This is a genomic window from Acinetobacter sp. CAU_H_S170_2, assembly GCF_058890445.1.
On the sequence record NZ_JBZYAE010000001.1, the window covers coordinates 2,598,958 to 2,620,816 of the forward strand.

The following is a 21,859-nucleotide window of genomic DNA, read 5'->3' on the forward strand; positions in this document are numbered from 1 at the left end:
ACCAGATAGGTTGAAGGTTACTTGTATGAATAATATAGAAAATAAAGTTATTGTTATCACAGGTGCAAGTAGTGGTTTAGGTGAAGCTACTGCTCGCTTACTTGCTAAAAAAGGTGCAAAGGTTGTACTTGGTGCTAGACGTACTGAAAAATTAGAGGCTATTGTTCACGACATTCGTGCTGAAGGTGGTCAAGCTGAGTTTATTGGTATGGATATAACCAAACCACAGGAAGTACAAGCACTTATTGAAAAAGCATTAAGCGCATTTGGTCAAATCGATGTATTGGTAAACAATGCTGGATTAATGTCTATTGCACCATTAAGTGAGCTAAAAGTTGATGAATGGGATCGTATGATCGACATTAATATTAAAGGTGTTCTTTATGGTATTGCAGCTACCCTACCTGTTTTCCAAAAACAAAACTTTGGACACTTTATTAATCTCGCATCTGTTGCAGGGATAAAAGTATTTAGTCCAGGAGGTACTGTTTATAGCGGTACTAAGTTTGCTGTAAGAGCCATCTCTGAAGGACTTCGTCATGAAGTTGGGGGAACAATTAGAACGACTACTATTGAGCCTGGTGCAGTTGAGTCAGAACTAAAATTTGGTTCGTCTCATAAAGAAAGTTCAGAGTTTGTTACTGATTTCTACAAACAAGCTATACCAGCTGACTCAGTCGCTCGAGCAATTGCTTATGCAATTGAACAGCCTGCGGATGTAGATATTAATGAAATTGTTTTACGCCCAACGAGCCAAGAGTTTTAATAATTGAATAACAAAAAATGGGAGCACCTCGCTCCCATTTTTACTATATTTTTAAAGTTAAGGACAAATCTATGAAAGCCGTATCGTATGTTATCAATAACCATGATGATTTTAAAAATTCATTGGTAGATATTGAAAAAGCGAAGCCTACACTTAAGGAGCGTGATGTACTGGTAAAAGTTCAGGCAATCTCTGTGAATCCAGTTGATACCAAAGTGCGAAAAAATTCGTCTGAAGCAAATAATCGTATTTTAGGTTGGGATGCCGTTGGGGAAATTATTGAAGTTGGCTCAAAAGTTACCTCGTTTAAAGTAGGAGATTCTGTTTGGTATGCTGGCGATTTAACCCGAGATGGTAGTAATGCTGAGTTTCAAGCAGTCGATGAACGAATTATCAGTCTTAAACCAATTACAGTATCTAATGCAGAAGCCGCAGCATTGCCATTAACTGCTATAACGGCATGGGAAATGCTGTTTGATCGGTTTCAAATTTCAGAAACAGATGTTGGCAGTATTCTGATTATTGGTGGTGCAGGCGGTGTAGGATCAATTGCTATCCAACTCCTAAAAGCAAAAACAAATCTGACCGTTATAGCAACAGCTTCACGTGAAGAAACGAAATCTTGGGTGGAATCACTTGGTGCCGACCATGTCATTGATCATAGCAAAGATTTAAACGAACAAATCGAAGCACTAGGTATTGAAAAACCAAAATACGTCTTCTCTACAAATCATACAGAAACATATATCAAGCAAATAGTTTCTCTGATTGCACCACAAGGCAAGCTTGGATTGATCGATGATCCACAAACATTTGATATTATGCCGTTTAAGACTAAATCTATTTCTATCCATTGGGAGTTGATGTTCACTCGTTCAATGTATGAAACCGATGATATTGAAAAGCAAGGTGATCTGTTGCAACAGGTTGCCCAATTAGTTGACCAGCAAAAAATTAGAAGTACCCTCAACCAAAATCTAGGCAAAATTAACGCTGCAAACTTGGAGAAGGCGCATAAGTTGCTTGAATCAGGTAAATCAAAAGGCAAAATTGTACTAGAAAACTTCTAAAACAAACTTAAGGTGAAATAATGACTATTTCAGTAATTGCGAACATTAAGGCAAAATCAGATCAAAAAGAAACGTTAGAAGCGCTTTTAAAAAGTGTAATAGAGCCTACGCTTCAAGAAGAAGGATGCTTGAAATATGAGCTTTATATTAGCGAAAATGACTCGAGTAGATATTTCTTCTTAGAAGAATGGCGTAGCAGAGAGGATTTAGATATCCATATAGCGTCTGATTATATTCAAAGTTTATTTGGTAATATCCAATCGCTAATTGAATCAAGTGATATTGTAGAAATCAAAAAAATATAGCTGTATTCGGACGTTATGATGAAGTATTCTTCAAATTAACATAGAGACTTAGAAAGCTAACATAAAAATGGGAGCTCTAAACTCCTATTTTTTCTGGTTTTTTAAATTTTTAGGGCTTTGTTGCACAAAGATTTGAAAGGCAAAGCGCCCCTAATTAAGCCAAATTTAAGGCGTAACTTGGGTAAGTGGTCGACCTAATTCCGTAAATCTGTTAAGGACTGCTACACGTGCATGAATCTCATTGACTTGGCTATCAAAACTCCTTGCATTGAGTTTATCTCCTAATAATTTAATGCAGCGCATCTTAGTTTCAACTAAACTTCGCCGATGATAGCCTGACCATTTTTCCATAGTGTTTACCTGAGAAGCACTGCTTCGCAAGATTAACTGTTCGAAGTAATTCATTTCGCTCTAGCGAGCTGCTTGCTCTTTGTTTCTTTCCATGGTTTCGCATTTTTCTAGGTGGAATCACCGCATGCGCTTGCCGATCTGCAATGACCTGACGGCATTTCTTAGTGTCATAAGCTCCATCGGTATAAACAGAGTCAATCCGCTCATCTTGTGGAGTTTGATCAAGTAAATCACCAAGAACCTGTGAGTCACTGACATTATTTGTTGTAAGCTGAACTGCACGTATTTGCAGTGTTTCAGCATCTATATCTATGTGCAGTTTACGCCATTTTCGTCGATATTCAGGTCCATGGTTCTTGCGTTTCCATTTGCCTCATCTAGAAACTTCATGCCTGAAGAGTCCATGAGTAGATGCAGCCCATCGCTACTTTTTTGGTAGCTGATTGAAATATCAATATGCTTTTGTCTTCTACAAAGCGTGGTGTACGAATATCACTGATATTCGGGGCTGCTCAGCCGCAAAGTTTAATCAGACTTTGCATAAAGCCAGTGACCATACGTAAAGACAGACTGAATAAGGATTTAATCATTAAGCAGCATTGGATGGCTGCGTCGGAGTAGGTTTGATTTCGCCCTTGTTTGCCTTTTGATGGAGCATACCATTGCGTAGCAGGGCGAATTCAAACCAAATGGCAATATTTCCGCGACTAATGAGTGCTCGGTTATATGCGGGCCAATTGGTTGTACGATAAATTTTAGGTGTAGGCTTATTCATTTGAAAATTATATTGTGGAATAAACCTTAGATATAGGTTTGTGTAACAAAGCCGAGCTCAAATGAGACCCCATATTTAACATGGTCAAAATATTAGCTAAACGATCAGCTAATCGCTCATGAGTAGAACTATTTTGTTTCATCAATCAATAAGCAAATTTATGTGGGTGCATGGACAGATTGTGTCATCGTTATCAATCTTTTACTCTTATTTATTAAAAATTTTAAATGTTGTTTAAAGTTCATTTTATTTCATTAAATAATACAAATTCTCATCTTTTCTGATGGGATGGCGTCAATTAAACTCAACTCCTAAGCTATTGATTTAGTGAATTATAAAGTCAATAGCATTTTACCTATACCCATTTTTTACCCAAATTAGATTTAGTGCATTGAATCACAAAAATAATCTTGTTCAAATCCGAACTAAAGGATTTGAAATGGTGTACTCATTATACGATCTTTATAGCTCAACCAAAATATTATAATATAACATTACATTTTTGATATTTATTTTTTGATGTATTATTCAGAAAGACACATTCAGGGTTAAAGTTATGTTTGAAATTATTGATGATTTAAAGAAAAAATTAGATCAATATCGCCCTTTATCTCCTGCAATTGTAAAAAATTTACAAGAAGATCTTATTGTCCGCTGGACCTATCATTCAAATGCCATAGAAGGTAATACTCTTACACTATTGGAAACCAAAGTAGTTCTTGAAGGTATTACTGTAGGTGGAAAAGCGTTAAGAGAACATTTCGAAGCGATAAACCATAGAAATGCGATTTACTACGTCGAAGACATTATTCGTAAGGAAGAACCATTTTCAGAATGGCAAATTCGCAATATTCATCAACTTATTTTAAAAAATATTGATGATGAGAATGCTGGGCGTTATCGTCAGCAAAATGTATTGATTTCTGGTGCTACTACTACCCCTCCTGACTATACTTTATTAAATGACAAGATGGCTCAGCTAATCGATTGGTATAACCTTGAAGCATATAAACTTCACCCGATTGAACGTGCAGCCAAAGTACATGCGGATTTTGTGGGTATCCATCCATTCATTGATGGCAATGGTCGCACATCACGTCTTTTGATGAATCTGGAACTGCTTAAAGCAGGCTATCCACCCTGTGTGATTACTGTAGAAAATCGTTTAGCTTACTATGAAGCATTGGATCAATGGATGGCTTCTGGAAAGACTGAAGCATTTATTCGGTTAGTTTCAGAGGCGGTACAAGACGGATTTAAACCGTATCAAGTTGTTTTAGGAATATAGAACTATACTAACTTACATTTTTCTTCATTTATCTTTGCTTAAGACATTTTTGTTTATTCGGCCGGGATAGTATGCGCACAGCAAAAAAATTAAACCTTTGTTTATTAAAACATTTACAACCAACCTACTTCATTGTACCGCGAAAAGTTAGCAGGCTAAAAAATATTAATGGCAATGTATCTACATTACAGCTGTTAATGAACCTCAAGCTGCTGAATTCTGAATATCCACCTTGTATCATCAGTGTTGATAATCGATTGGCTTACTATAAAGCTTTAGATTATGGATGGCTTGTGGAAAACGAAGCTTTTGCATATTTTTATAAAAAATTCTAACCTCAATAAAATTATTCTTAATAACATTTCACATAAAATTCACTATTAAATACCTATACTTGAATTGGAAGTAAAACGCTGAAATTTAGAACCACAAAAATTTAGCAAGTGCTTTTAAGGTAAATTTAGTAATTTTACCAATTATAAATTTATATAGGTGTATTCTTCAATGGCTATAGAATTTGTTTCCAAATCAAAGTTACCTACAGCGTTTGGTGATTTTGAAATTATGGCATTTCAAGACCAAAGTACTGGTGAAGAACATATCGCTCTTGCCAAAGACATGGATACTATTTCTAATCAACCTGTACTCGTCAGAATTCATTCAGAATGTTTAACAGGTGATGCTTTTGGATCACTCAAATGTGATTGTGGTCCACAATTACACTCAACCATGAAGATGATTCATGATGCAGGTCAAGGTGTCATTTTATACCTTCGCCAAGAAGGCCGTGGCATAGGACTAACCAATAAAATTCGGGCCTACGCACTTCAAGACCAAGGACATGATACCCTTGATGCAAATTTATTATTAAACCTGCCAGCAGATGCTCGTAAATATGACATGTGTACCATTATGCTTGATTATTTACAAATAAAAGACGTCAAGTTGATTACAAATAATCCATTTAAAATCAAATCTTTGACTGATTTAGGAATCAACGTTGTTGAACGTATTCCTTTAAAAGTTGGCTTAAATATTTTTAACAAAGATTATTTAGAAACAAAGCAAAAACGTATGTCACATCTGTATGATAATAGTGATTTTTAAAAAGCAATTACTTTCAGTAAAAAAATCCACGTATAAAGTTCCATCTCCCTTTCGGGAGAAGGCTAAGATAAGATACTGTTTTATATTTAATTATTGTTTTAAAGAATACCTATGAAAGAAGCTGGCCTACTCTTTATTTTCTCTCAGGATTTGCGAAAAAACTGTGACTTTTTCTAAAGTCGCATTCATCCCCTTATTAAAAAAAGTATTGACAAGTGCTGAGCCAATGATAATAAGATCTACTTTATTGGCTAATGCTTTAACATGACTTTCATTTTTGATCCCAAAGCCAATTGCAACTGGAATATTAAAAATAGGCTTGATTTCAGCAATCTTTTTCTCAATATTGGGTAGATTTAAATGCCCCCCTGTTAAGCCATTTTCTGCAACATGATATAAAAAACCTGTCGCGCGCGCTGAGATTTGCTCTAACCTTTCAACTGGGGTAGTCGGCGCTGTCATTGCAATTAAATGCATATTTTTTTCATTTAATTGCACTTCAAAGTTTTCTCGATATCCATATGGAGCATCTAAAATCAATATTCCATCTATAAGATTTTCTGTATCGGCGACAAGTGTTTCGAAACCATATTGCATCATCGGATTTAAATAAGTCATAAAAATTATTGGTGTCTTGTCATCATGCAGCCTGATTGCTTTTACCAACTCAATGGTCTGTTTGACCGTTTGACCTGCACGTAATGCTCTAAGATGTGCTGCTTGAATGATCTCTCCATCTGCCACTGGATCTGAAAAAGGAATGCCAACTTCAATAATGTCAGCCCCAGCTTGACCTAATTGGCTCAACAGACGACAACTTTCTGCAAAATTAGGATCTCCAGCAGTAAAATAACAGACCAGACCGCTTCGATTTTCCAGTTTCAATTGCTCTAATTTTTGATCTAGACGGTTCATGCTGTAGCTCCTGCAAGATATTTTTTGACCGTGTTTAAGTCTTTGTCACCTCTGCCGCTTAAATTGACAATAATAATCTGTTCTGGCTGCATTTCTTGAGCAAGTTGAATCGCATATGCAATCGCATGAGAACTCTCAAGCGCAGGAATAATGCCCTCCTGTTGGCTTAAAAGCTGAAAGGCATTTACCGCTTCTTGATCGGTGATCGCCGTATATGTAACACGTCCTGTTTCAAACAGAAGGCCATGTTCAGGGCCAACACCAGGATAATCTAAGCCAGCTGATATAGAGTGCCCTTCTAAAATCTGCCCATCTGAATCTTGTAATAAATAGGTTAAATTGCCATGCAGCACACCGACTTGACCTTTGCAAATAGAGGCGGCATGTTCACCACTATTTGTTCCTTTTCCACCTGCCTCAACGCCAAACATTTTGACATTCAGGTCTTCTAGAAAAGGATGCATCAACCCTAGTGCATTTGATCCCCCACCCACGCAAGCAACAAGAGCATCAGGCAGCCTATTTTCTTTCAGGAGTATTTGGTTTCTGGCTTCTAGACCAATAATTTTCTGAAATTCTCTGACCATCGTCGGATATGGGTGAGGGCCTGCGCCAGTACCCAACAGGTAATAGGTTGTATCCACATGACGAATCCAGTCACGTAATGCTTCGTTCATGGCATCTTTTAAAGTCCCACGCCCTTTTTGAACACTTCTGACTTCAGCACCGAGTAATTTCATGCGCTCAACATTCATTTGTTGCCGCTGAATATCTGTTTCTCCCATAAAAATGGTACATTTCATCTTAAACAGCGCGCAAACCGTTGCTGTTGCAACACCATGTTGCCCAGCACCCGTTTCTGCAATGATTCTGGTTTTACCCATAAATTTGGCTAATAAGATTTGGCCTACACAATTATTGATCTTATGCGCACCCGTATGGTTCAAATCTTCTCGCTTGAAATATATTCGAGCGCCGCCTGCATAAGCTGTTAGGTTTTTTGCATAAAAAAGAGGACTAGGACGACCAACAAAGTCCGTTAAAATCTGCTGATATTCAGCCCAAAATTCAGGTTTGTGCCGAACAGTATTAAAGGCTTGCTCTAATTCTTGAAGTGCCGGCATTAAGCTCTCTGGCATGTAACATCCGCCAAATTGACCAAAAAATCCCAAGTCATCAGGACCATTACCTGTATAAGGGGTTGTCATCTCATATCTCTTTTACTATCAAAACTTGTTTGATCTTAAAATATTTTCATTTTTATGATAATTGATATATTTTGAGCTTATGGTGTTAGAGAATTTTACAACATGAAACGCAGAACATTACCTCCCCTTAATGCTTTAAAAGCATTCGAGGCTGTCGCCAGAAATAAAAGTTTCAGTTTAGCTGCGGAAGAATTGTGTGTAACCCATAGTGCGATTAGCCATCAAATAAAGCAGTTAGAAGAATGGTTGGATAAAAAATTGTTTATTCGACATTCCTCGACCATCTCTCTGACGGCGGATGCCGAAGAATTATCGCTAGTTTGTACGCAGCTTTTTAATCGTTTAGAACAATGCGTCTTTGAGTTAACAAATAAAACTTCAGAAGTAGAAGTTGTAATAGGCGCTTCTCATAGTTTTATGGCAAATTGGCTGATTCCTCGATTAGAAAAGCTCGAAGTCATTTATCCCAATATCCATATCAAATTAATGACATGTAATGACTTAAAATTGTTAGAAAAAGAGAAAGTTGACATATTTATCAATAGCGTCAGTGAACATCATCTACTTCCCAACTTTTTGAATAAATATCTGTTATTTCCCGATAACATGGGTCCTATTTGTAATCGTGAAATAAATCTTCTTCATTCCGTAAATGATCTTTTAAACTATCCATTACTTCATACCCACTCAAATAAAAGTGCATGGCATACATGGTTTGATCAGTTTCAAATAAGCTTTTCCCCAAAATCCAATGACCGTTATTTTGATAGTCTGAATTTAATGATAGAAGCTGCCGTGTCTGGGTTAGGAATTGCCATAGCACCTCAAATTCTAGTAGAAAAAGAAATGCTAAATGGAAAGATCATTGCCCCTTTTGGTTTTATCTATTGTGACTATAATTTTTATGCAATGGTCAGAAAAAATAACGAAAATCGTGATGTTATGAATATCATTGATTGGTTAATGGCCGAAGAAAAAAGTTAAACCTTTAATCTTTGATTTGAAAAATTCTATTCAATTGCTCATCTATAACCTCTATTTCACATTCTGTTCACGCTGTGCTGCCTAAGGTATAAACATACACTTCATACGGACACTGATGATGAGACTTGTAAAAACACTAATTGCTACAGCCTTATCCTTGCCGCTTCTGTTGTTAGCCGGATGTAAAAGTATTCCCAGTTATTCAGCCGATTACGTCCAATCCAGAAACGGTATTCAGGGGATAGCGCTGGATCAGGCTAAAGCTCAGGATATCGGCCTCCGCTTTACCTCAGCTTTTAATACCTTGGGCACACCAGAATTTGTGGAAAGAGCCGGATCGCTGTATGCCGACCAGCTGTTTATTAACGATACCCTATCGCAATTTTCATCCCGTCAAAATCTACTCGAGCACTTTCAAGGCATGAACAAACGGGTCAGCAAGGTCAGCGTCAAGCTGTTAAACGCTTCTTATCATCAGGACTCTGCCTATGTGCACTGGCATATGGCCTATGATTTTAAAATGTTCGGCACGACCCGCAGTATGGACTCTTACGGTATCAGTGAAATCAAGATCAACGAAAACAACAAGATTATTTTCCAGCAGGATTTCTGGGACCCTGCGAATGGCCTGTATCGTTCCCTGCCTTATGTTGGAGGGGTCTACTCATGGCTACTGCCTTTCAAAAAATAGCGATCAGCACGGCGTTAGTGATGGGATGTAGCTTCTGTCCATGGGCACAGGCACAAAGCCTGAATCAATGCGGCAATGGTCCGCTGATGGTGGGACAAAAACATGTCGGTGTGGCTAGTTACTTTGCGCAAAACTGTAATCAGCCTTGGCAAGGCCAAAACATGCAGATGGATTTTACCTATACGCAGAATATTCCGGAATGGGCATTTAAACGTGCGGCCACACATTTACTGAAACGTAATATTAAAGACGCAAAAATACATGCTCTATTCAACCCAATCACTGATTTGTATCGTCCGGTCAAATCAGGTGACCTGTACCGTTTAAAATACAACCATGCTACACAGACCCTGAGCTTATCCTTGAACCAGCAAGGTTTAGGGCAGCTTAAACATCCTCTGGCACAACAATATTTTAATATATGGCTGGGTCCCCAGCCATTTAGTGCTAAATTAAAACAGCAATTATTAAATTAGTATCTGCCGCTATGTCGAAACATTTTATCCTGATGGTTGAAGACCATTATGAGCTGGCCTCTACCCTATGCGAGTTTCTGGAAGAACATGACTTTGTGGTCGATCATGCCCGCAATCTGAGTGCTGCTAGACAATTACTGAAACAGCAACGCTACCATATCTTGCTACTTGACATTAATTTGCCTGATGGTTCTGGTTATGAATTGTGCGAGTGGTTACGCAATGAAGAGGGGTTAGACTTACCTGTCTTGATGCTTACCGCTCGGGATACCTTGGATGATAAACTCAAAGGCTTCAATTCCGGCACGGATGATTATCTGGTCAAGCCCTTTGACTTTAACGAGCTGGTAGTTCGGGTCAAGGCCCTGATCAAACGTTCCATGGGTGAAGTATCTAGCAGTCGTCTGCAAATTCATGACCTAATTTTGGACACGGCAACACAGCAACTAACTCGAGCTGGGCAGAACATTGAATTGCCTCCGATTCAGTTTAAACTTTTGAAGTTACTGATGCGTCATTCTCCTAAAGTACTGACCAAACAGGAAATTATGATGCAGCTTTGGGGTGACGAAGAGCCAGAAAGTGATGCTCTGCGCAGTCATATCTATAATTTACGCAAAATGGTCGATAAACCCTTTGAACAAAAGCTGATTCACACCATATCTGGGATTGGTTTAAAGATTGCTCTCGAAGATGAAGCCTAATTTAGGTACACAACGACAATCAGTCCAGTGGTGATTGCTAGATCAACATCCTGATGGGTATTGAGATAATACTGCCGATCAAACAATTCCACTCGCCAGCCAAGCTGCTTGCACAACTTCTGTACCAATTGCAGTCCAATGCCATGACCTTTGATCTCTAATTGCAATTGCTGCCCCGACAGTTCTTGCACCTTTGAGTTATTCGGTAAAGGAATGCCGACACCATTATCTGCAATCAATACTGTATTTTTTTGCAAAATGACATCAATTTCTGTGCCTTGTGAATAATTCAGCGCATTGCGCAGAATATTGCCAAACACCATTTTGGTCATCGACGGGTAAAGTTTACGTGGCTGTTCGTTTAGATCTTTTTGAAAATTTATCCGCATGCCTTTGTTATGGCTAACACTATCCAGATCCTGAACTAAATTTTCCAAACATTCTGAAAGCATAGTTGATTCAGCGGTTAAAGTATTGGTGGTATTGCGGGCGATAGCCAGTAGTGTGTCAACTAATAGTTGCATGTCTTCAATGGTGTTGTTCAGGCGAGTAAATGATTTATTGTCCCCATAGCGTGCCTGACACAACTGCACATTGCCTTTTAAGATGGTAAGTGGTGTGCGAAGCTCATGACTGACATCACCAGTAAATTCACGTTCACGCTGAATAAACTCGCTTAATACCTGATGATATTTTTCTAGCGCCTGCTTCAGATATTCCGCTTCCAGATTTGAATCAGTCCGGATGTCATGAAACGGTGAAGCCTGATTTTTATAATCTTCCCAATCAATATGTTCCAGTGCGTTGGCAAGCCTTGTAATGGGAGAAAAATAGCGCCGGGCACGACGGTTCCACCACCACAGCACACTATATAGCACAAACAGGCTGACCATCAGCGGTGCCAGACCAAACAGCCACACCAGCTTGTTGACGTTGCTTTCACCAAACACCAGCAGCACATGCTGCCCATCTTTTTCGCCATAAACGGTCATGCGTTCCTTACCATCGACAAAATGCCGATTCACCCCTTGCTCAAGTGACATATTCTTAAATTGGGAGGGAGACACAGTGTTCCAGCGGTAACCATACAGGTTTTTGGTATCGGGCAATTCTGCGGCAGGATTACGTTCTAATCGCTGCCAGTAGTGTGACATTTCCTGTTCTAGCGCCGTTCTGAGCAAAGAACCTTTGATTACCCAAGCACTACAGCCAATCCCAATCACCACAGACAGGGCAATGAATCCGATTTGCAGCCAGTAGTAGCGGTTAAACACCTCACCCAGAGGATGATCGTGTTTGTCCCTGAACAGCTTTAACATTGGTGCATTCCCCGCTACCCCATCCGATTCGCCATTCAATTATACGGTTTTCTTTTTAAACAGAAAGTGACCGATCACCCACTCGCGTCCATGGTCATAACCAAATAGCTCGGCACAGGCCATAAAGAAAATCCGCCAGCGCTGCCACCAGATTGCGGCATCCGCGCCATAAGTTTTTTCAAATAAGGGCTTTAGCTCGGCCTGTTTACCATCCATATTTTCTAGCCAAGCATTTGCGGTACGTTCATACTGCGTACCCGCCCATTGCCAGTGCTGTTCTAGCTGTAAATGCTGCTGAAAATGTAGGAAAGTTGAGGCTGCTGGCATCAAACCACCACTAAAGAAATATTGCGACATCCAGTCAAACTCATTTTTGACTTCAAACGGGTAATGCAAGAAACGATGACAGAAAATATGACACCACAATAAGCCATCTGGTTTGAGCCAAATACTAATATTTTCAAACAGTTTTTGATAGTTGCGTACATGCTCAAACATCTCCACTGATACCACACGGTCAAATGACGCAGGTTCAAGTTGCAACACATTGACATCACAAGTGATCACATTAAGGTTATCCAGTTTTTTTAAACGGGCTTGTTCCTGAATATACTCGCGCTGGGTTGAAGAATTTGACACGACTGTAATACGGGCCGTTGGATAATGCTCGGCCATATACAGACTCAAAGATCCCCAACCGCAGCCAATTTCCAAAATATCCTGCCCGTCTTTCAGTTGTGCTCGCTGGCAATAGCAGGCAAGCGCAGCTTCTTCGGCTTGGTCTAGCGTCATATCGGCATGTTCAAATAGACTCGCGCTATATTTCAAACGCTTACCGAGTACTGCCTGAAAAAATGCGGTCGGCAGTTCATAATGCTGCTCATTGGCTTTGTCTGTATCAATGGCAATTTCGCTGTTTTTCAGCATGGTCAGCACATCCATATAGCGCCGGGCTGCCAGTGCTGGGTCAAAGCGTCCTTCCTGTGCCAGACGTTTTTTGCTTAGGCTGCGAATGCCCGCGCGAATCACCGAATCGGGCAGCTTGCCGCTTTCGACCAGTTTTAAAGATTGTTGAATCATAAAGTCCATGTATTTACCTACTGTTTGGGTGGCCACGGAATAAACATTGAAGTTCGTCGTTGATAGTCTTTATAGTTGTCACCACGGTGGGTGAGCGCCTGTTGTTCACTAAAGGGAATCCCGGTGATGTAGTACAGAAACAGCCACATCAGCAGTGGATAAATCCATAATTCATAGCATCCTGCTGCCAGACCGAGCACTGGATAAGCAAACCAATGCAGCCATTCAAAGAAATAATTCGGATGGCGCGAATATTTCCACAGACCCTGATCCATGGTTTTACCTTGATTCTGTGGATCTAGCTTAAAACGGTAAAGTTGCTGATCGGCAGTGCTTTCGCCTATCAAAGCGGATAGCATGATCATGCCCGCCACAATCACAGTGACCAAAGTCCAGTCATTCCATTGCTCGGTCGAGATACTTAACAACTTCAGCATTGGGTAAGAAAATAGTAGAGCCAAACCTGCCTGAAATATAAAAAACACCAGAAATCCAAGATGCTGATAATCCCCCATCGCTCGGCGCATGTTGGCATAACGCGTGTCTTCTTGGGTTTCATTGGCATAGCGCCGTAACAGATGCCAAGTCAGCCGTGAAAACCAGATCCCACTCGCCAGTCCCAGAAATAACCGAACCAACATCGGCGCACTGTCAATCACCCAAGCGGCAATAATCACATTAAGGGCAATACTGAAACTCCAAGCGACATCGACTAGCCCTGCTCTGCGGTTATAGGTCACCAACACCCAGTTACAGAGCATGATGAAGACATTGAACAAAAATAAATCTAGCAGCATGTCGCCCTCCTGTTTTATTTCTGCTTAGTAAGCACTGGCTTCAAACAGCAAATGCACATCACTGATCACACCTTCCCTAAAACCACCTTCGCAATAACACAGATAAAAATCCCACATGCGGATAAAACGCTCATCAAAATCAAGTTGCAGTACTTGATCACGCTGCTCCAGAAAACGCTGACGCCAACACTTCAGGGTTTGTGCATAGCTTTGACCAATATCTTCCAGATGTTTGAGACGAAGTTTTTGCTCAGAAGCCGTTTGCGTCATAACACTGATACATGGAATAAAACTACCGGGGAAAATATAACGCTTAATGTAATCCACCGTATTTAAAGCTTTAACATAGCGTGCATCTTCAATCGTAATCGCCTGTATCAAGGCTAGACCATTCGGCTTGAGGAGCTCGCGGCATTTTCGGAAATAAGTTGGTAAATACTGCTCACCTACGGCCTCGATCATTTCAATGGACACCAATTTGTCGTATTTACCCTCGAGTAAACGGTAGTCCTGAAGCTGTACAGACACCCGATGAGACAGCCCTGCTTCAGCAACTCGGGCGAGTGCTTCATCGTACTGAGCTTTGGAAATGGTAATGGTGGTCACCTTACAGCCATAATGCTGAGCCGCATAAATGGCAAAGCCTCCCCAGCCGCTGCCAATTTCAACCAAATGGTCCATCGGTTGCAATTGAAGTTTTTGGCAGATCAATTCTTTTTTATAATCTGAAGCTTGTTCCAAGCTCATACAAGGGTCTTTAAAGACAGCACTGGAATACATCATGCTGGAATCTAAGAACAATTTAAAAAAATCATTGCTCAAGTCATAATGCTCAGCAATATTCTGACGACTACCATCAATCGAATTCTTGCGGGATTTATACCAAGCCTTAAGTGCCAACTGGCTAGCTTTGGCCACTACATTTTGATTCATCCGATCAAGCACATCACGGTTACGTGCCAAAATGCGGATCACATCGACCAGATCTTCACTGCTCCAGTAGCCACGGATAAAACCTTCGGCAGCACCCAGTACACCATTACGGAACAGCAAATCCATCAGACGAACATCATGCACCTGTATCACCGCCTGTAAATCGCTATTTTCCCCGACAGCCCCGTTCCAGACGCCTTTAAAAATCAGCTGACCATGGCGTAATTTCAGCAGGTGGCGCAGTACCACCGGCAGTGTGCTTTGCTCTCCCATGAATAGTGTCTTCATCGCAATGTGTTTCCTTTTTCTTTTTTAGGATGTCGATAAAATGGAATTTTCTTTTTCCATAAACGAAAGGCGTGCAGATAAATTCCGCTGACCATCCTGAAGGGTTCAAGAACTTTCAGTACAGCATAACGATGCTGCTGTGAAGGAACCGTGATGGCCTGCAAGGAAAATTTCAGGGTGGCATCGAATTGCAAGATTCCCTGCTCAAACAGCTGCATATGAATCACGTTCTGCCGATCCGAAAAGCTGAAGCGCCAGCGATAATCCAGCCCCATCGGCATGAACGGCGACACATGAAAGGCCTTTTTAAAGTCAAACTGGTGACTCTGGTACGGCGCATATTCGTCTGGATTGTTCCGGCAATCGTGAATGTAGACCTGTCGTTCATTCCACGGTGTGTTGGTGATTTCACTCAGCACAAAGAGCAATTGGTCAGTGGCATCAAAGATCAGATAAAACACTACGGAATTGAAACGGAAACCCAGTGTGCGCGGCAAGGCCAGCACCCGGATGGAAGCGGCATGCGGTAACAGATAGTTTTCCCGCTTGATTAGCAGGCGTGCAACTTTCTGCCGGATTGAACCACATTCCATGCTCAGAAAATCGCGCTCATCCAGAGTCAGGAAATTCCAGCGGTTAGATGACCACAGCCAGGATTTACCGGTAAAGGTCGCGAGCTGATCCGGATCAAACCATAGATAGGTTAGCTGGGTCTCAAAAGCATGGGCTTTGGGCAAATAACGTCGGTGCCGGATTTCGGCAGAGGCAATCGCCAGTGGATACATCTGCATCATGTGCTCCTAGGCGGCCTGCTCGGCCTGTTTCAATAGCTGATCGACTACCCATGCAGCACTACGGGCACCATCCTCATGAAAGCCCCAGCCCCAATAAGCACCGCAGTAGGAGGTGCGGTTTTGGCCGTTGACCTCGGCCCAACGTTGTTGTGCCTCAATCGCGGCAGCATCAAATACTGGATGACGATAATATCGTTCTACCCATATTTTTTTCGGATCGAGGTTAAAGTTAGGATTGAGTGTGGCAAAGATTTGGGTTTTACAATTCAGGTTTTGCAACTGGTTCATCCAGTAACTGAAACCATAATGCATGCCACTATGCTGGAATGGAGTTGATTCGGTTGCACGACTAGGTGTCACATGTACATGCCAGCTGGCCCATTGGCGCCTGGATTTGGGCATGATATGAGTATCGGAATGCACCACCATATGGTTATCCTGATAACGAAACTTGCCAAGTACTTCCCGCTCTTGCGCTGACGGGTCTGTAAGTAAATTCAAGCTATCATCAGCATGGCTGGCAAAAATGACCCAGTCAAAACGTTCACTGCCCTGTCCAGTTTCAATCACTACATCATTGGCACTACGGGATACATGAAGCACACCTGTCTTGCGGAAAGTCATATTCGATTGGGCCTGAATGGCACGAACATAACGAGCTGATCCACCCTTGACCGTAAGCCACGAAGGTCGCTCTTTCAGCTGCAACATACGATGGTGCTGAAAAAAGCTCACCACAAATTTATACGGAATCTGTCCAGCTTGCTCTACTGGACAGGACCATAGCGCCCCGCACATCGGATAGAGATGTTCCTGACGAAAGGCTTCGGAATAGTCATGTCGATTGAGATATGCATCAATACTGAGCTGTGCATCGACCTGTTCAACATCAATATCTTTATTGGCCGCATAGAAACGGAACAGATCGGACAACATCGCGCGAAAATCTGCATTAAAAAAGTTTTGAGGTCGGAACAATAACGAGAATTTTTTTGAAGGATTGTACTGTAAGCCAGTGACCTGATTATTCACCGAAAAGCCCATGTCACTGCTTTGCGATTGAATCCCAAGTTCTTTTAGCATGGCGCAGAATAGCGGATAGTTATGCTCATTAAAAACAATAAAGCCACTGTCCACCGCAACCTGTTCACCATCGATATTCAGCTGATGGGTATCGGTATGACCACCAAAGTAGTTATTCTTTTCAAAGACTGTGACTTCATGCACTTTGCTGAGTTTCCAGGCAGCGTACAGACCGGAAATACCTGAACCAATAATTGCAATTTTCATGGTGATTCCTTTGAATGAATATTCGGAGTGCCGGTCTTGGCAGCTTTTTTCTGTTTTCGAGCCCGGGCAATTTTACTGACATCATAGACACGTGCCGGAATGGGCTTGAGTCCCCAGACCAGCCCGAACAAAGACATGAGTTTCAGCAGGTAATAGGTCACATCAATCTGCCACCAGTAAAAACCCTGCCGGGTACTGCCGGCATAATAATGGTGATTGTTGTGCCAGCCTTCGCCTAAGGTAATGATGGACAAAAACAAGTTGTTGCGGCTGTGATCATCCGTGTCAAAATCCCGGCTGCCATAATGATGCGCCAGTGAGTTAATACACAAAGTGGCATGGAGCAGTAACACAGTGGAGACCACAAATCCCCAGACCAGCAATTGTAGGCCGGAGGTACCAAGTTGCGGCCAGGTCATAGCTAGCCACTCCCCTAGCGCATAAATCCCGCCCGCGGTCAGCAGCACCACAATTAAACTGAAACGGTCCAGCCAGATCAGTTCCGGATATTTCATCCAATCTCTAATGACTTCTTTTCGCGTGGCAAAGTTATATTCATTTAAAAACCAGCCAACGTGGCTGTACCAAAAACCATGCGTGGAGGAATGCGGGTCTTGCAAGGTATCGGTATAGCGATGGTGATAACGGTGATGCGCCGCCCACCAGAGCGGCCCACGCTGCGCACTCATGGTACCCATCAGCACAAACAGGAACTGTACCAGACGCGAAGTCTGAAAAGTTTTATGTGACAGATAACGATGAAAAAAAGCGGTGATGGAAAACATGCGGATCAGGTAGAACGCCAGCATAAAGCCCAGCGCAAACCATGACACCCCCACCCAGAACACGGCGAGACAGGCCAGATGCAACAAAATAAAGGGCAAAATCCGGAGCCACTGAACCTGGCTGTTTTCAGCGGTCAGCGTTTCAGGCGATGTATGTATGGACCAGCTGTCTATCCATCGCATCAGGCTTTTCAACATGGACTCATCCTACTTTTAAGCGGTTGTCTTTATTCTATTTGATGAGTCTAATCAGTCAGATATGAATTTTATGTGAAGTGAAATAAAAAAAGCCGAACTGTAGAGAGACTAAGCAGTTCGGCAAAAGGGTAACAGATTAATGCGGCAATTTGATCAGTTTTGTGATGTCATAACCATAATATTTTGCTGTATCCAGATAGGACTGATAGGTGGCTTCATCCAGTTGCGGTTCGCGCGATAAAATCCACAGGTATTTGGTGCTCGGTCCACCGACCAGCGCCACTTTATATTCCGGATCCACGCGTAATACCCAGTAATGCCCTTTGGTAAACGGAATCCATCTTAAACCTGGCGGCAAAAAGCTGACCTTCAGTTTGCTGTTGCCCTGATTTTGCGAATAGGCCACCCCTTCAGAGCTAATCATTTCACCATTTTCAATCCGGCAGCTGTTTAAGACGCCTATGGTCTGATCGGCATTGACAGTGTATTGTGCCGAGATATCCGAGACACATTTACGCTGAAAATACATCGGTAAATGCGCAATTTCATGCCATTTACCCGCATACTGCCGGATATCCACCTGATTGACTGCCTGAGGGGCAACCGTTTCAGCCCGAGCAGTAAAGCTCAAGCTAATGATGGCCAGTGCTGTAACTGAAAAAACCGACTTGAATAGCATCTTCATTTTTAAGCCTTGTTTGATTTCAGGATTAGCATAACCCAGCTGAATGTGAACAAAGCGTGAAGATTAGATGCTGTGATTCAGTTTTTGTGGAGATGCCATTCGTTTATCCGCTAAACAATAATTAAGTCTTTAACATCGGAAAATTCAGGTTCTCGGGAATTACACCGATTGAAAATAAACTTCCTGATTTTTTTCTTAATTTAAGCAGTCAAACCAGACTGGTTAATTCAAAGCCATTCTTTGCTGTCATCGGCAACAGGTGTGCCATGCATCACATGCTGAATCATGGCATAAGCAATACTGCCCTTGAACGGAATCTCGGGTAACTGATCAAATTTGAAAAACCGCGCATCGCTGAGTTCATTTTCCTGAATCTGAATCTCGCCTGCATGATATTCGGCCTTGAAGGCCATCATCAGATTGCTAGGAAACGGCCACGGCTGGCTAGCCAGATATTGAATGTTTTTGATCTGTAGCCCCACTTCTTCCATCGTCTCACGGCGTACCGCCTCCTCCAGGGTTTCGCCCACTTCGACAAATCCGGCAATCAGGCTGTACATCTGGGTTTTGTTGCGGGCATTTTTTGCCAGCAGAATTTCATCTGTACCCCGAGTAATGATAGTGATCACACAAGGATTCACCCGCGGATACTGGTTATAGCCACAGGATGGACAGACCATGGCATAGTGACTGACGTGCTGCTGGGTGGCGTGACCGCATTTACTGCAAAAGCGGTGGTTACGGCGCCATTCCAGTAACTGTACCGCACGGCTGGCCTGTTCAAACTGCGGTCTGCTCCAGACTTGCACCAGTTGCCGGATTGGAACCAGCTGATAACCTTCCGGCACCGGTTCGTCTTCTTTCAGGTCACGAGCAATGATCTCGCCATTTTCCGACAGGTTTAGGTCGTGCTGCAGTCTTTCTACCTGCGGCAACTGAAAATGCTCATCCACTAGCAATTGCTGCTGTCTAAAAATATACGCTTTTGAATGCATGCTCATGACAATTCCCTGATTAAAAAAATCTCATACAGAGGGGTGTATGGGACAAAACTAAGGAAGCTCACATGGAGTAACTTCAAGCCAGATACTAGGCGTGAGCTACTTTAATTACAACCATAATAATTTTTATCTTTTTGATTAAAATCACATAATTTTCACACTACTCATGTATTAAGAAATCATGTAAAGCGAGTTTCATCAACTGGCTTTAGCATTGTAGGGATGAATATTTTGTTATAGCAGTACCCATCATTTCTGTGCGATGTCAGCGGGCCATCTGGTCGAGTTGGATTGATTCAACATGCAGAATGATCTTTATTTTCACAAAAAATTGAACTGTCTTGACTTACACTGCGCTATCTTTCATAGGGTCTGGAATGGCTATGCGTTTCGGTTTAATTCTGGGTGACCAGCTTCATCATCAGCTTGCTACGCTCAAAGCGCTAGATCGTATCAGGGATGTGATCCTGATGGCCGAAGTTGTTGAGGAAGCCACTTATGTCGCCCATCATCCGCAGAAAATTGCCCTGATTTTTAGCGCCATGCGTCATTTTGCCAAAGAACTCAAAGCAGAAGGCTGGCGTGTACGTTACCATGCTTTTAAATCTGATAGTCCGATTCGTAGCCTGCTGGATTTCGTAGAGTCACAACAGCAACTCTTACCAGTCACAGAACTGGTCATTACGCACTGCGGAGAATATCGTTTACAGCAGCAAATTGAACAGCATTGGAGCAAGCATCTGCAACTGCCAGTGCAGTGCCTGAATGATGAACGTTTTTTCTGTAGTCCAGAGCAGTTCCAGCACTGGGCCAGCCGCTACCAGACACTGCGTATGGAATATTTTTACCGGGAAATGCGCAAGCAAACCGGTTACTTGATGCAGGGACAGCAGCCGTTTGGAGAACAGTGGAACTATGACAGCGCCAATCGTAAGGCCTGGGCTGGCAATCCCCCTTTGCCTGCACCACTTCACTTTGAACACGATCAGATTGATCTGGATGTGCTTGAATTGGTTGAACGTGAATTTTCCCGTCACTCTGGCAGCCTTGACAACTTCCGCTGGGGCACCACACGTAGCAATGCTCTGCTTGCACTGGAGCATTTCATTACCCACAGTTTGCCACATTTTGGCGATTATCAAGATGCCATGGTTCAAGACTCAGACATGCTGTTTCACAGCCTGCTCTCACCTTATCTGAACTGTGGTCTGCTACTACCTAAAGAAGTCTGTGATGCGGCAGAAGCTGCATACCATGCCGGTCATGCACCACTGAATGCAGTGGAAGGTTTTATCCGACAAATTCTCGGCTGGCGCGAATATGTTCGCGGAATTTACTGGCTGTACATGCCAGAATATGCCAGCCGCAATGCACTGCAGCACTCAGCACCATTGCCACAATTTTACTGGACTGGCCGTACTCGGATGAACTGTATGGCTGAGTGTTTCCGTAATACTTTTCAGCATGCCTATGCACATCATATCCAGCGTTTGATGGTGACTGGAAATTTTGCCTTATTAACTGGTGTAGACCCGCAGCAGATCAGCGAGTGGTATCTGGCAGTCTATGCCGATGCCTATGAATGGGTAGAACTACCGAACACGCTGGGTATGGTGATGCATGCCGATAGCGGCTTGATGGCCAGCAAACCCTATGCGGCCTCGGGCAATTACATCCATAAGATGTCCGATTACTGTAAGCACTGTAGCTACAATGTCAAAACTCGCACCGAGCTAGATAGCTGTCCGTTCAATAGCCTGTACTGGTATTTTATGATCCGGAATGAGGCTAAATTTCGTACTCATCCACGTATGGGCATGATCTATCGACAGCTAGATAAACTTAAAGATCGGCATCAGATTATCAGCCATGCCCAGCAACTTCTTAGCCAGATCAATGAGTTATAAACGATGAAAAAACAGCATCTCCCTGAAAAAATCTGTATCTATTGTTTGCGCCCTTTTACTTGGCGCAAGAAATGGCACCGCTGCTGGGAGGAAGTACAATATTGTTCTGAACGATGTAAACGTGAGTCCAGACGGTAATCAA

The 21,859-nt window shown here is 42.2% G+C and carries 23 protein-coding genes and 2 pseudogenes; 12 read left to right on the forward strand and 13 right to left on the reverse strand.

Annotated elements, in window-relative coordinates; translation table 11 throughout:
- The first annotated feature begins 25 nt into the window (after nt 1-25).
- From AC5EUN_RS12785 to AC5EUN_RS12795, 3 genes are all read left to right on the forward strand, one after another.
- Nucleotides 26-766 (forward strand): SDR family oxidoreductase, encoded by a 741-nt coding sequence (locus tag AC5EUN_RS12785; RefSeq protein ID WP_001059479.1) that lies wholly within the window; start codon nt 26-28, stop codon nt 764-766.
- 71 nt (nt 767-837) lie between these two features.
- The gene (locus AC5EUN_RS12790; protein ID WP_058952261.1) at nt 838-1,836 is read left to right on the forward strand and encodes a zinc-binding alcohol dehydrogenase family protein; all 999 of its coding nucleotides are present in this window, start codon (nt 838-840) and stop codon (nt 1,834-1,836) included.
- Nucleotides 1,837-1,856: 20 nt separating this feature from the next.
- Entirely contained in the window at nt 1,857-2,141 is a 285-nt protein-coding gene (locus tag AC5EUN_RS12795; protein WP_058952262.1) for a putative quinol monooxygenase, read from the forward strand.
- A 165-nt stretch (nt 2,142-2,306) separates the two neighbouring features.
- Here AC5EUN_RS12795 and AC5EUN_RS12800 read toward each other — a convergent pair.
- Together AC5EUN_RS12800 and AC5EUN_RS12805 are read right to left on the reverse strand one after the other, a co-directional pair.
- Nucleotides 2,307-3,267: pseudogene (locus tag AC5EUN_RS12800) on the reverse strand (IS5 family transposase).
- A 43-nt stretch (nt 3,268-3,310) separates the two neighbouring features.
- Nucleotides 3,311-3,409 (reverse strand): annotated as a pseudogene (locus AC5EUN_RS12805) (helix-turn-helix transcriptional regulator); the annotation flags it as partial.
- 414 nt (nt 3,410-3,823) lie between these two features.
- On the opposite strand from AC5EUN_RS12805, the gene AC5EUN_RS12810 reads away from it, so the two are divergent.
- The 3 genes from AC5EUN_RS12810 (at nt 3,824) to ribA (ending at nt 5,662) form a co-directional block, all read left to right on the forward strand.
- On the forward strand, nt 3,824-4,555 hold the full coding sequence (locus AC5EUN_RS12810; protein WP_058952263.1) for a Fic family protein: 732 nt from the start codon (nt 3,824-3,826) through the stop codon (nt 4,553-4,555).
- Nucleotides 4,556-4,626: 71 nt separating this feature from the next.
- A complete protein-coding gene (locus AC5EUN_RS12815; RefSeq protein WP_058952264.1) occupies nt 4,627-4,890 on the forward strand; it encodes a hypothetical protein in 264 nt (87 codons plus the stop codon).
- A gap of 169 nt (nt 4,891-5,059) precedes the next feature.
- Nucleotides 5,060-5,662, forward strand: a complete 603-nt coding sequence (ribA, locus tag AC5EUN_RS12820; RefSeq protein WP_058952265.1) for a GTP cyclohydrolase II — start codon at nt 5,060-5,062, stop codon at nt 5,660-5,662.
- A 126-nt stretch (nt 5,663-5,788) separates the two neighbouring features.
- Here ribA and trpA read toward each other — a convergent pair whose 3' ends face one another.
- Together trpA and trpB are read right to left on the reverse strand one after the other, a co-directional pair.
- Nucleotides 5,789-6,577, reverse strand: coding sequence for a tryptophan synthase subunit alpha (trpA, locus tag AC5EUN_RS12825; protein ID WP_159151630.1), 789 nt, complete (start codon nt 6,575-6,577; stop codon nt 5,789-5,791).
- Nucleotides 6,574-7,785, reverse strand: coding sequence for a tryptophan synthase subunit beta (gene trpB, locus AC5EUN_RS12830; protein WP_058952267.1), 1,212 nt, complete (start codon nt 7,783-7,785; stop codon nt 6,574-6,576). The genes trpA and trpB overlap by 4 nt, the downstream gene beginning before the upstream one ends.
- 102 nt (nt 7,786-7,887) lie before the next feature.
- On the opposite strand from trpB, the gene AC5EUN_RS12835 reads away from it, so the two are divergent.
- From AC5EUN_RS12835 to AC5EUN_RS12850, 4 genes are all read left to right on the forward strand, one after another.
- Nucleotides 7,888-8,769: a LysR family transcriptional regulator gene (locus AC5EUN_RS12835; RefSeq protein ID WP_004976964.1), complete on the forward strand. Its 882-nt coding sequence runs from the start codon at nt 7,888-7,890 to the stop codon at nt 8,767-8,769.
- Nucleotides 8,770-8,887: 118 nt separating this feature from the next.
- Complete coding sequence (locus AC5EUN_RS12840; RefSeq protein ID WP_171253723.1) at nt 8,888-9,460, forward strand: nuclear transport factor 2 family protein; 573 nt, start codon at nt 8,888-8,890, stop codon at nt 9,458-9,460.
- A complete protein-coding gene (locus AC5EUN_RS12845; protein ID WP_058952269.1) occupies nt 9,436-9,936 on the forward strand; it encodes a chalcone isomerase family protein in 501 nt (166 codons plus the stop codon). The genes AC5EUN_RS12840 and AC5EUN_RS12845 overlap by 25 nt, the downstream gene beginning before the upstream one ends.
- A gap of 11 nt (nt 9,937-9,947) precedes the next feature.
- Nucleotides 9,948-10,640, forward strand: a complete 693-nt coding sequence (locus tag AC5EUN_RS12850) for a response regulator transcription factor (protein WP_058952270.1) — start codon at nt 9,948-9,950, stop codon at nt 10,638-10,640.
- On the opposite strand, the gene AC5EUN_RS12855 is transcribed toward AC5EUN_RS12850, so the two are convergent.
- The 9 genes from AC5EUN_RS12855 to nudC all read right to left on the reverse strand — a co-directional run bounded on the left by AC5EUN_RS12855 (nt 10,637) and on the right by nudC (nt 19,810).
- Entirely contained in the window at nt 10,637-11,959 is a 1,323-nt protein-coding gene (locus AC5EUN_RS12855; protein WP_058952537.1) for a sensor histidine kinase, read from the reverse strand. The two genes, AC5EUN_RS12850 and AC5EUN_RS12855, sit on opposite strands and share 4 nt — an antisense overlap.
- Nucleotides 11,960-11,998: 39 nt before the next feature.
- The gene (locus AC5EUN_RS12860) at nt 11,999-13,048 is read right to left on the reverse strand and encodes an SAM-dependent methyltransferase (protein ID WP_058952271.1); all 1,050 of its coding nucleotides are present in this window, start codon (nt 13,046-13,048) and stop codon (nt 11,999-12,001) included.
- Between the two features lie 8 nt (nt 13,049-13,056).
- On the reverse strand, nt 13,057-13,836 hold the full coding sequence (locus tag AC5EUN_RS12865; RefSeq protein ID WP_094148334.1) for a DUF1295 domain-containing protein: 780 nt from the start codon (nt 13,834-13,836) through the stop codon (nt 13,057-13,059).
- A gap of 24 nt (nt 13,837-13,860) precedes the next feature.
- Complete coding sequence (locus AC5EUN_RS12870; RefSeq protein ID WP_058952273.1) at nt 13,861-15,057, reverse strand: SAM-dependent methyltransferase; 1,197 nt, start codon at nt 15,055-15,057, stop codon at nt 13,861-13,863.
- Nucleotides 15,054-15,848 carry a DUF1365 domain-containing protein gene (locus AC5EUN_RS12875; RefSeq protein ID WP_058952274.1) on the reverse strand — a complete coding sequence of 265 codons (795 nt, stop codon included), beginning with the start codon at nt 15,846-15,848 and terminating at the stop codon, nt 15,054-15,056. Before AC5EUN_RS12875 ends, AC5EUN_RS12870 begins: the two co-directional genes overlap by 4 nt.
- A 9-nt stretch (nt 15,849-15,857) precedes the next feature.
- Nucleotides 15,858-17,141: an NAD(P)/FAD-dependent oxidoreductase gene (locus tag AC5EUN_RS12880; protein WP_058952275.1), complete on the reverse strand. Its 1,284-nt coding sequence runs from the start codon at nt 17,139-17,141 to the stop codon at nt 15,858-15,860.
- Nucleotides 17,138-18,124 (reverse strand): acyl-CoA desaturase, encoded by a 987-nt coding sequence (locus AC5EUN_RS12885; protein WP_058952276.1) that lies wholly within the window; start codon nt 18,122-18,124, stop codon nt 17,138-17,140. Before AC5EUN_RS12885 ends, AC5EUN_RS12880 begins: the two co-directional genes overlap by 4 nt.
- Before the next feature lie 136 nt (nt 18,125-18,260).
- On the reverse strand, nt 18,261-18,809 hold the full coding sequence (locus AC5EUN_RS12890; RefSeq protein ID WP_058952277.1) for a lipocalin family protein: 549 nt from the start codon (nt 18,807-18,809) through the stop codon (nt 18,261-18,263).
- A gap of 227 nt (nt 18,810-19,036) precedes the next feature.
- Entirely contained in the window at nt 19,037-19,810 is a 774-nt protein-coding gene (gene nudC / locus AC5EUN_RS12895) for an NAD(+) diphosphatase (RefSeq protein WP_058952278.1), read from the reverse strand.
- 383 nt (nt 19,811-20,193) lie between these two features.
- Between nudC and AC5EUN_RS12900 the strand changes: the two genes are divergently transcribed.
- Together AC5EUN_RS12900 and AC5EUN_RS12905 are read left to right on the forward strand one after the other, a co-directional pair.
- Nucleotides 20,194-21,717, forward strand: a complete 1,524-nt coding sequence (locus AC5EUN_RS12900; RefSeq protein ID WP_058952538.1) for a cryptochrome/photolyase family protein — start codon at nt 20,194-20,196, stop codon at nt 21,715-21,717.
- 3 nt (nt 21,718-21,720) lie between these two features.
- Nucleotides 21,721-21,855 (forward strand): DUF2256 domain-containing protein, encoded by a 135-nt coding sequence (locus AC5EUN_RS12905; RefSeq protein WP_081316836.1) that lies wholly within the window; start codon nt 21,721-21,723, stop codon nt 21,853-21,855.
- The last annotated feature ends 4 nt before the right edge of the window (nt 21,856-21,859 follow it).

What these genes read in the sequence shown, in the direction of transcription:
- AC5EUN_RS12785 (WP_001059479.1), top strand. Translation starts at nt 26, where the DNA reads ATGAATAATATAGAAAATAAAGTTATTGTTATCACAGGTGCAAGTAGT.
- AC5EUN_RS12790 (WP_058952261.1), top strand. Translation starts at nt 838, where the DNA reads ATGAAAGCCGTATCGTATGTTATCAATAACCATGATGATTTTAAAAAT.
- AC5EUN_RS12795 (WP_058952262.1), top strand. Translation starts at nt 1,857, where the DNA reads ATGACTATTTCAGTAATTGCGAACATTAAGGCAAAATCAGATCAAAAA.
- AC5EUN_RS12810 (WP_058952263.1), top strand. Translation starts at nt 3,824, where the DNA reads ATGTTTGAAATTATTGATGATTTAAAGAAAAAATTAGATCAATATCGC.
- AC5EUN_RS12815 (WP_058952264.1), top strand. Translation starts at nt 4,627, where the DNA reads ATGCGCACAGCAAAAAAATTAAACCTTTGTTTATTAAAACATTTACAA.
- ribA (WP_058952265.1), top strand. Translation starts at nt 5,060, where the DNA reads ATGGCTATAGAATTTGTTTCCAAATCAAAGTTACCTACAGCGTTTGGT.
- trpA (WP_159151630.1), bottom strand. Translation starts at nt 6,577, where the DNA reads ATGAACCGTCTAGATCAAAAATTAGAGCAATTGAAACTGGAAAATCGA.
- trpB (WP_058952267.1), bottom strand. Translation starts at nt 7,785, where the DNA reads ATGACAACCCCTTATACAGGTAATGGTCCTGATGACTTGGGATTTTTT.
- AC5EUN_RS12835 (WP_004976964.1), top strand. Translation starts at nt 7,888, where the DNA reads ATGAAACGCAGAACATTACCTCCCCTTAATGCTTTAAAAGCATTCGAG.
- AC5EUN_RS12840 (WP_171253723.1), top strand. Translation starts at nt 8,888, where the DNA reads ATGAGACTTGTAAAAACACTAATTGCTACAGCCTTATCCTTGCCGCTT.
- AC5EUN_RS12845 (WP_058952269.1), top strand. Translation starts at nt 9,436, where the DNA reads ATGGCTACTGCCTTTCAAAAAATAGCGATCAGCACGGCGTTAGTGATG.
- AC5EUN_RS12850 (WP_058952270.1), top strand. Translation starts at nt 9,948, where the DNA reads ATGTCGAAACATTTTATCCTGATGGTTGAAGACCATTATGAGCTGGCC.
- AC5EUN_RS12855 (WP_058952537.1), bottom strand. Translation starts at nt 11,959, where the DNA reads ATGTTAAAGCTGTTCAGGGACAAACACGATCATCCTCTGGGTGAGGTG.
- AC5EUN_RS12860 (WP_058952271.1), bottom strand. Translation starts at nt 13,048, where the DNA reads ATGGACTTTATGATTCAACAATCTTTAAAACTGGTCGAAAGCGGCAAG.
- AC5EUN_RS12865 (WP_094148334.1), bottom strand. Translation starts at nt 13,836, where the DNA reads ATGCTGCTAGATTTATTTTTGTTCAATGTCTTCATCATGCTCTGTAAC.
- AC5EUN_RS12870 (WP_058952273.1), bottom strand. Translation starts at nt 15,057, where the DNA reads ATGAAGACACTATTCATGGGAGAGCAAAGCACACTGCCGGTGGTACTG.
- AC5EUN_RS12875 (WP_058952274.1), bottom strand. Translation starts at nt 15,848, where the DNA reads ATGCAGATGTATCCACTGGCGATTGCCTCTGCCGAAATCCGGCACCGA.
- AC5EUN_RS12880 (WP_058952275.1), bottom strand. Translation starts at nt 17,141, where the DNA reads ATGAAAATTGCAATTATTGGTTCAGGTATTTCCGGTCTGTACGCTGCC.
- AC5EUN_RS12885 (WP_058952276.1), bottom strand. Translation starts at nt 18,124, where the DNA reads ATGTTGAAAAGCCTGATGCGATGGATAGACAGCTGGTCCATACATACA.
- AC5EUN_RS12890 (WP_058952277.1), bottom strand. Translation starts at nt 18,809, where the DNA reads ATGAAGATGCTATTCAAGTCGGTTTTTTCAGTTACAGCACTGGCCATC.
- nudC (WP_058952278.1), bottom strand. Translation starts at nt 19,810, where the DNA reads ATGAGCATGCATTCAAAAGCGTATATTTTTAGACAGCAGCAATTGCTA.
- AC5EUN_RS12900 (WP_058952538.1), top strand. Translation starts at nt 20,194, where the DNA reads ATGCGTTTCGGTTTAATTCTGGGTGACCAGCTTCATCATCAGCTTGCT.
- AC5EUN_RS12905 (WP_081316836.1), top strand. Translation starts at nt 21,721, where the DNA reads ATGAAAAAACAGCATCTCCCTGAAAAAATCTGTATCTATTGTTTGCGC.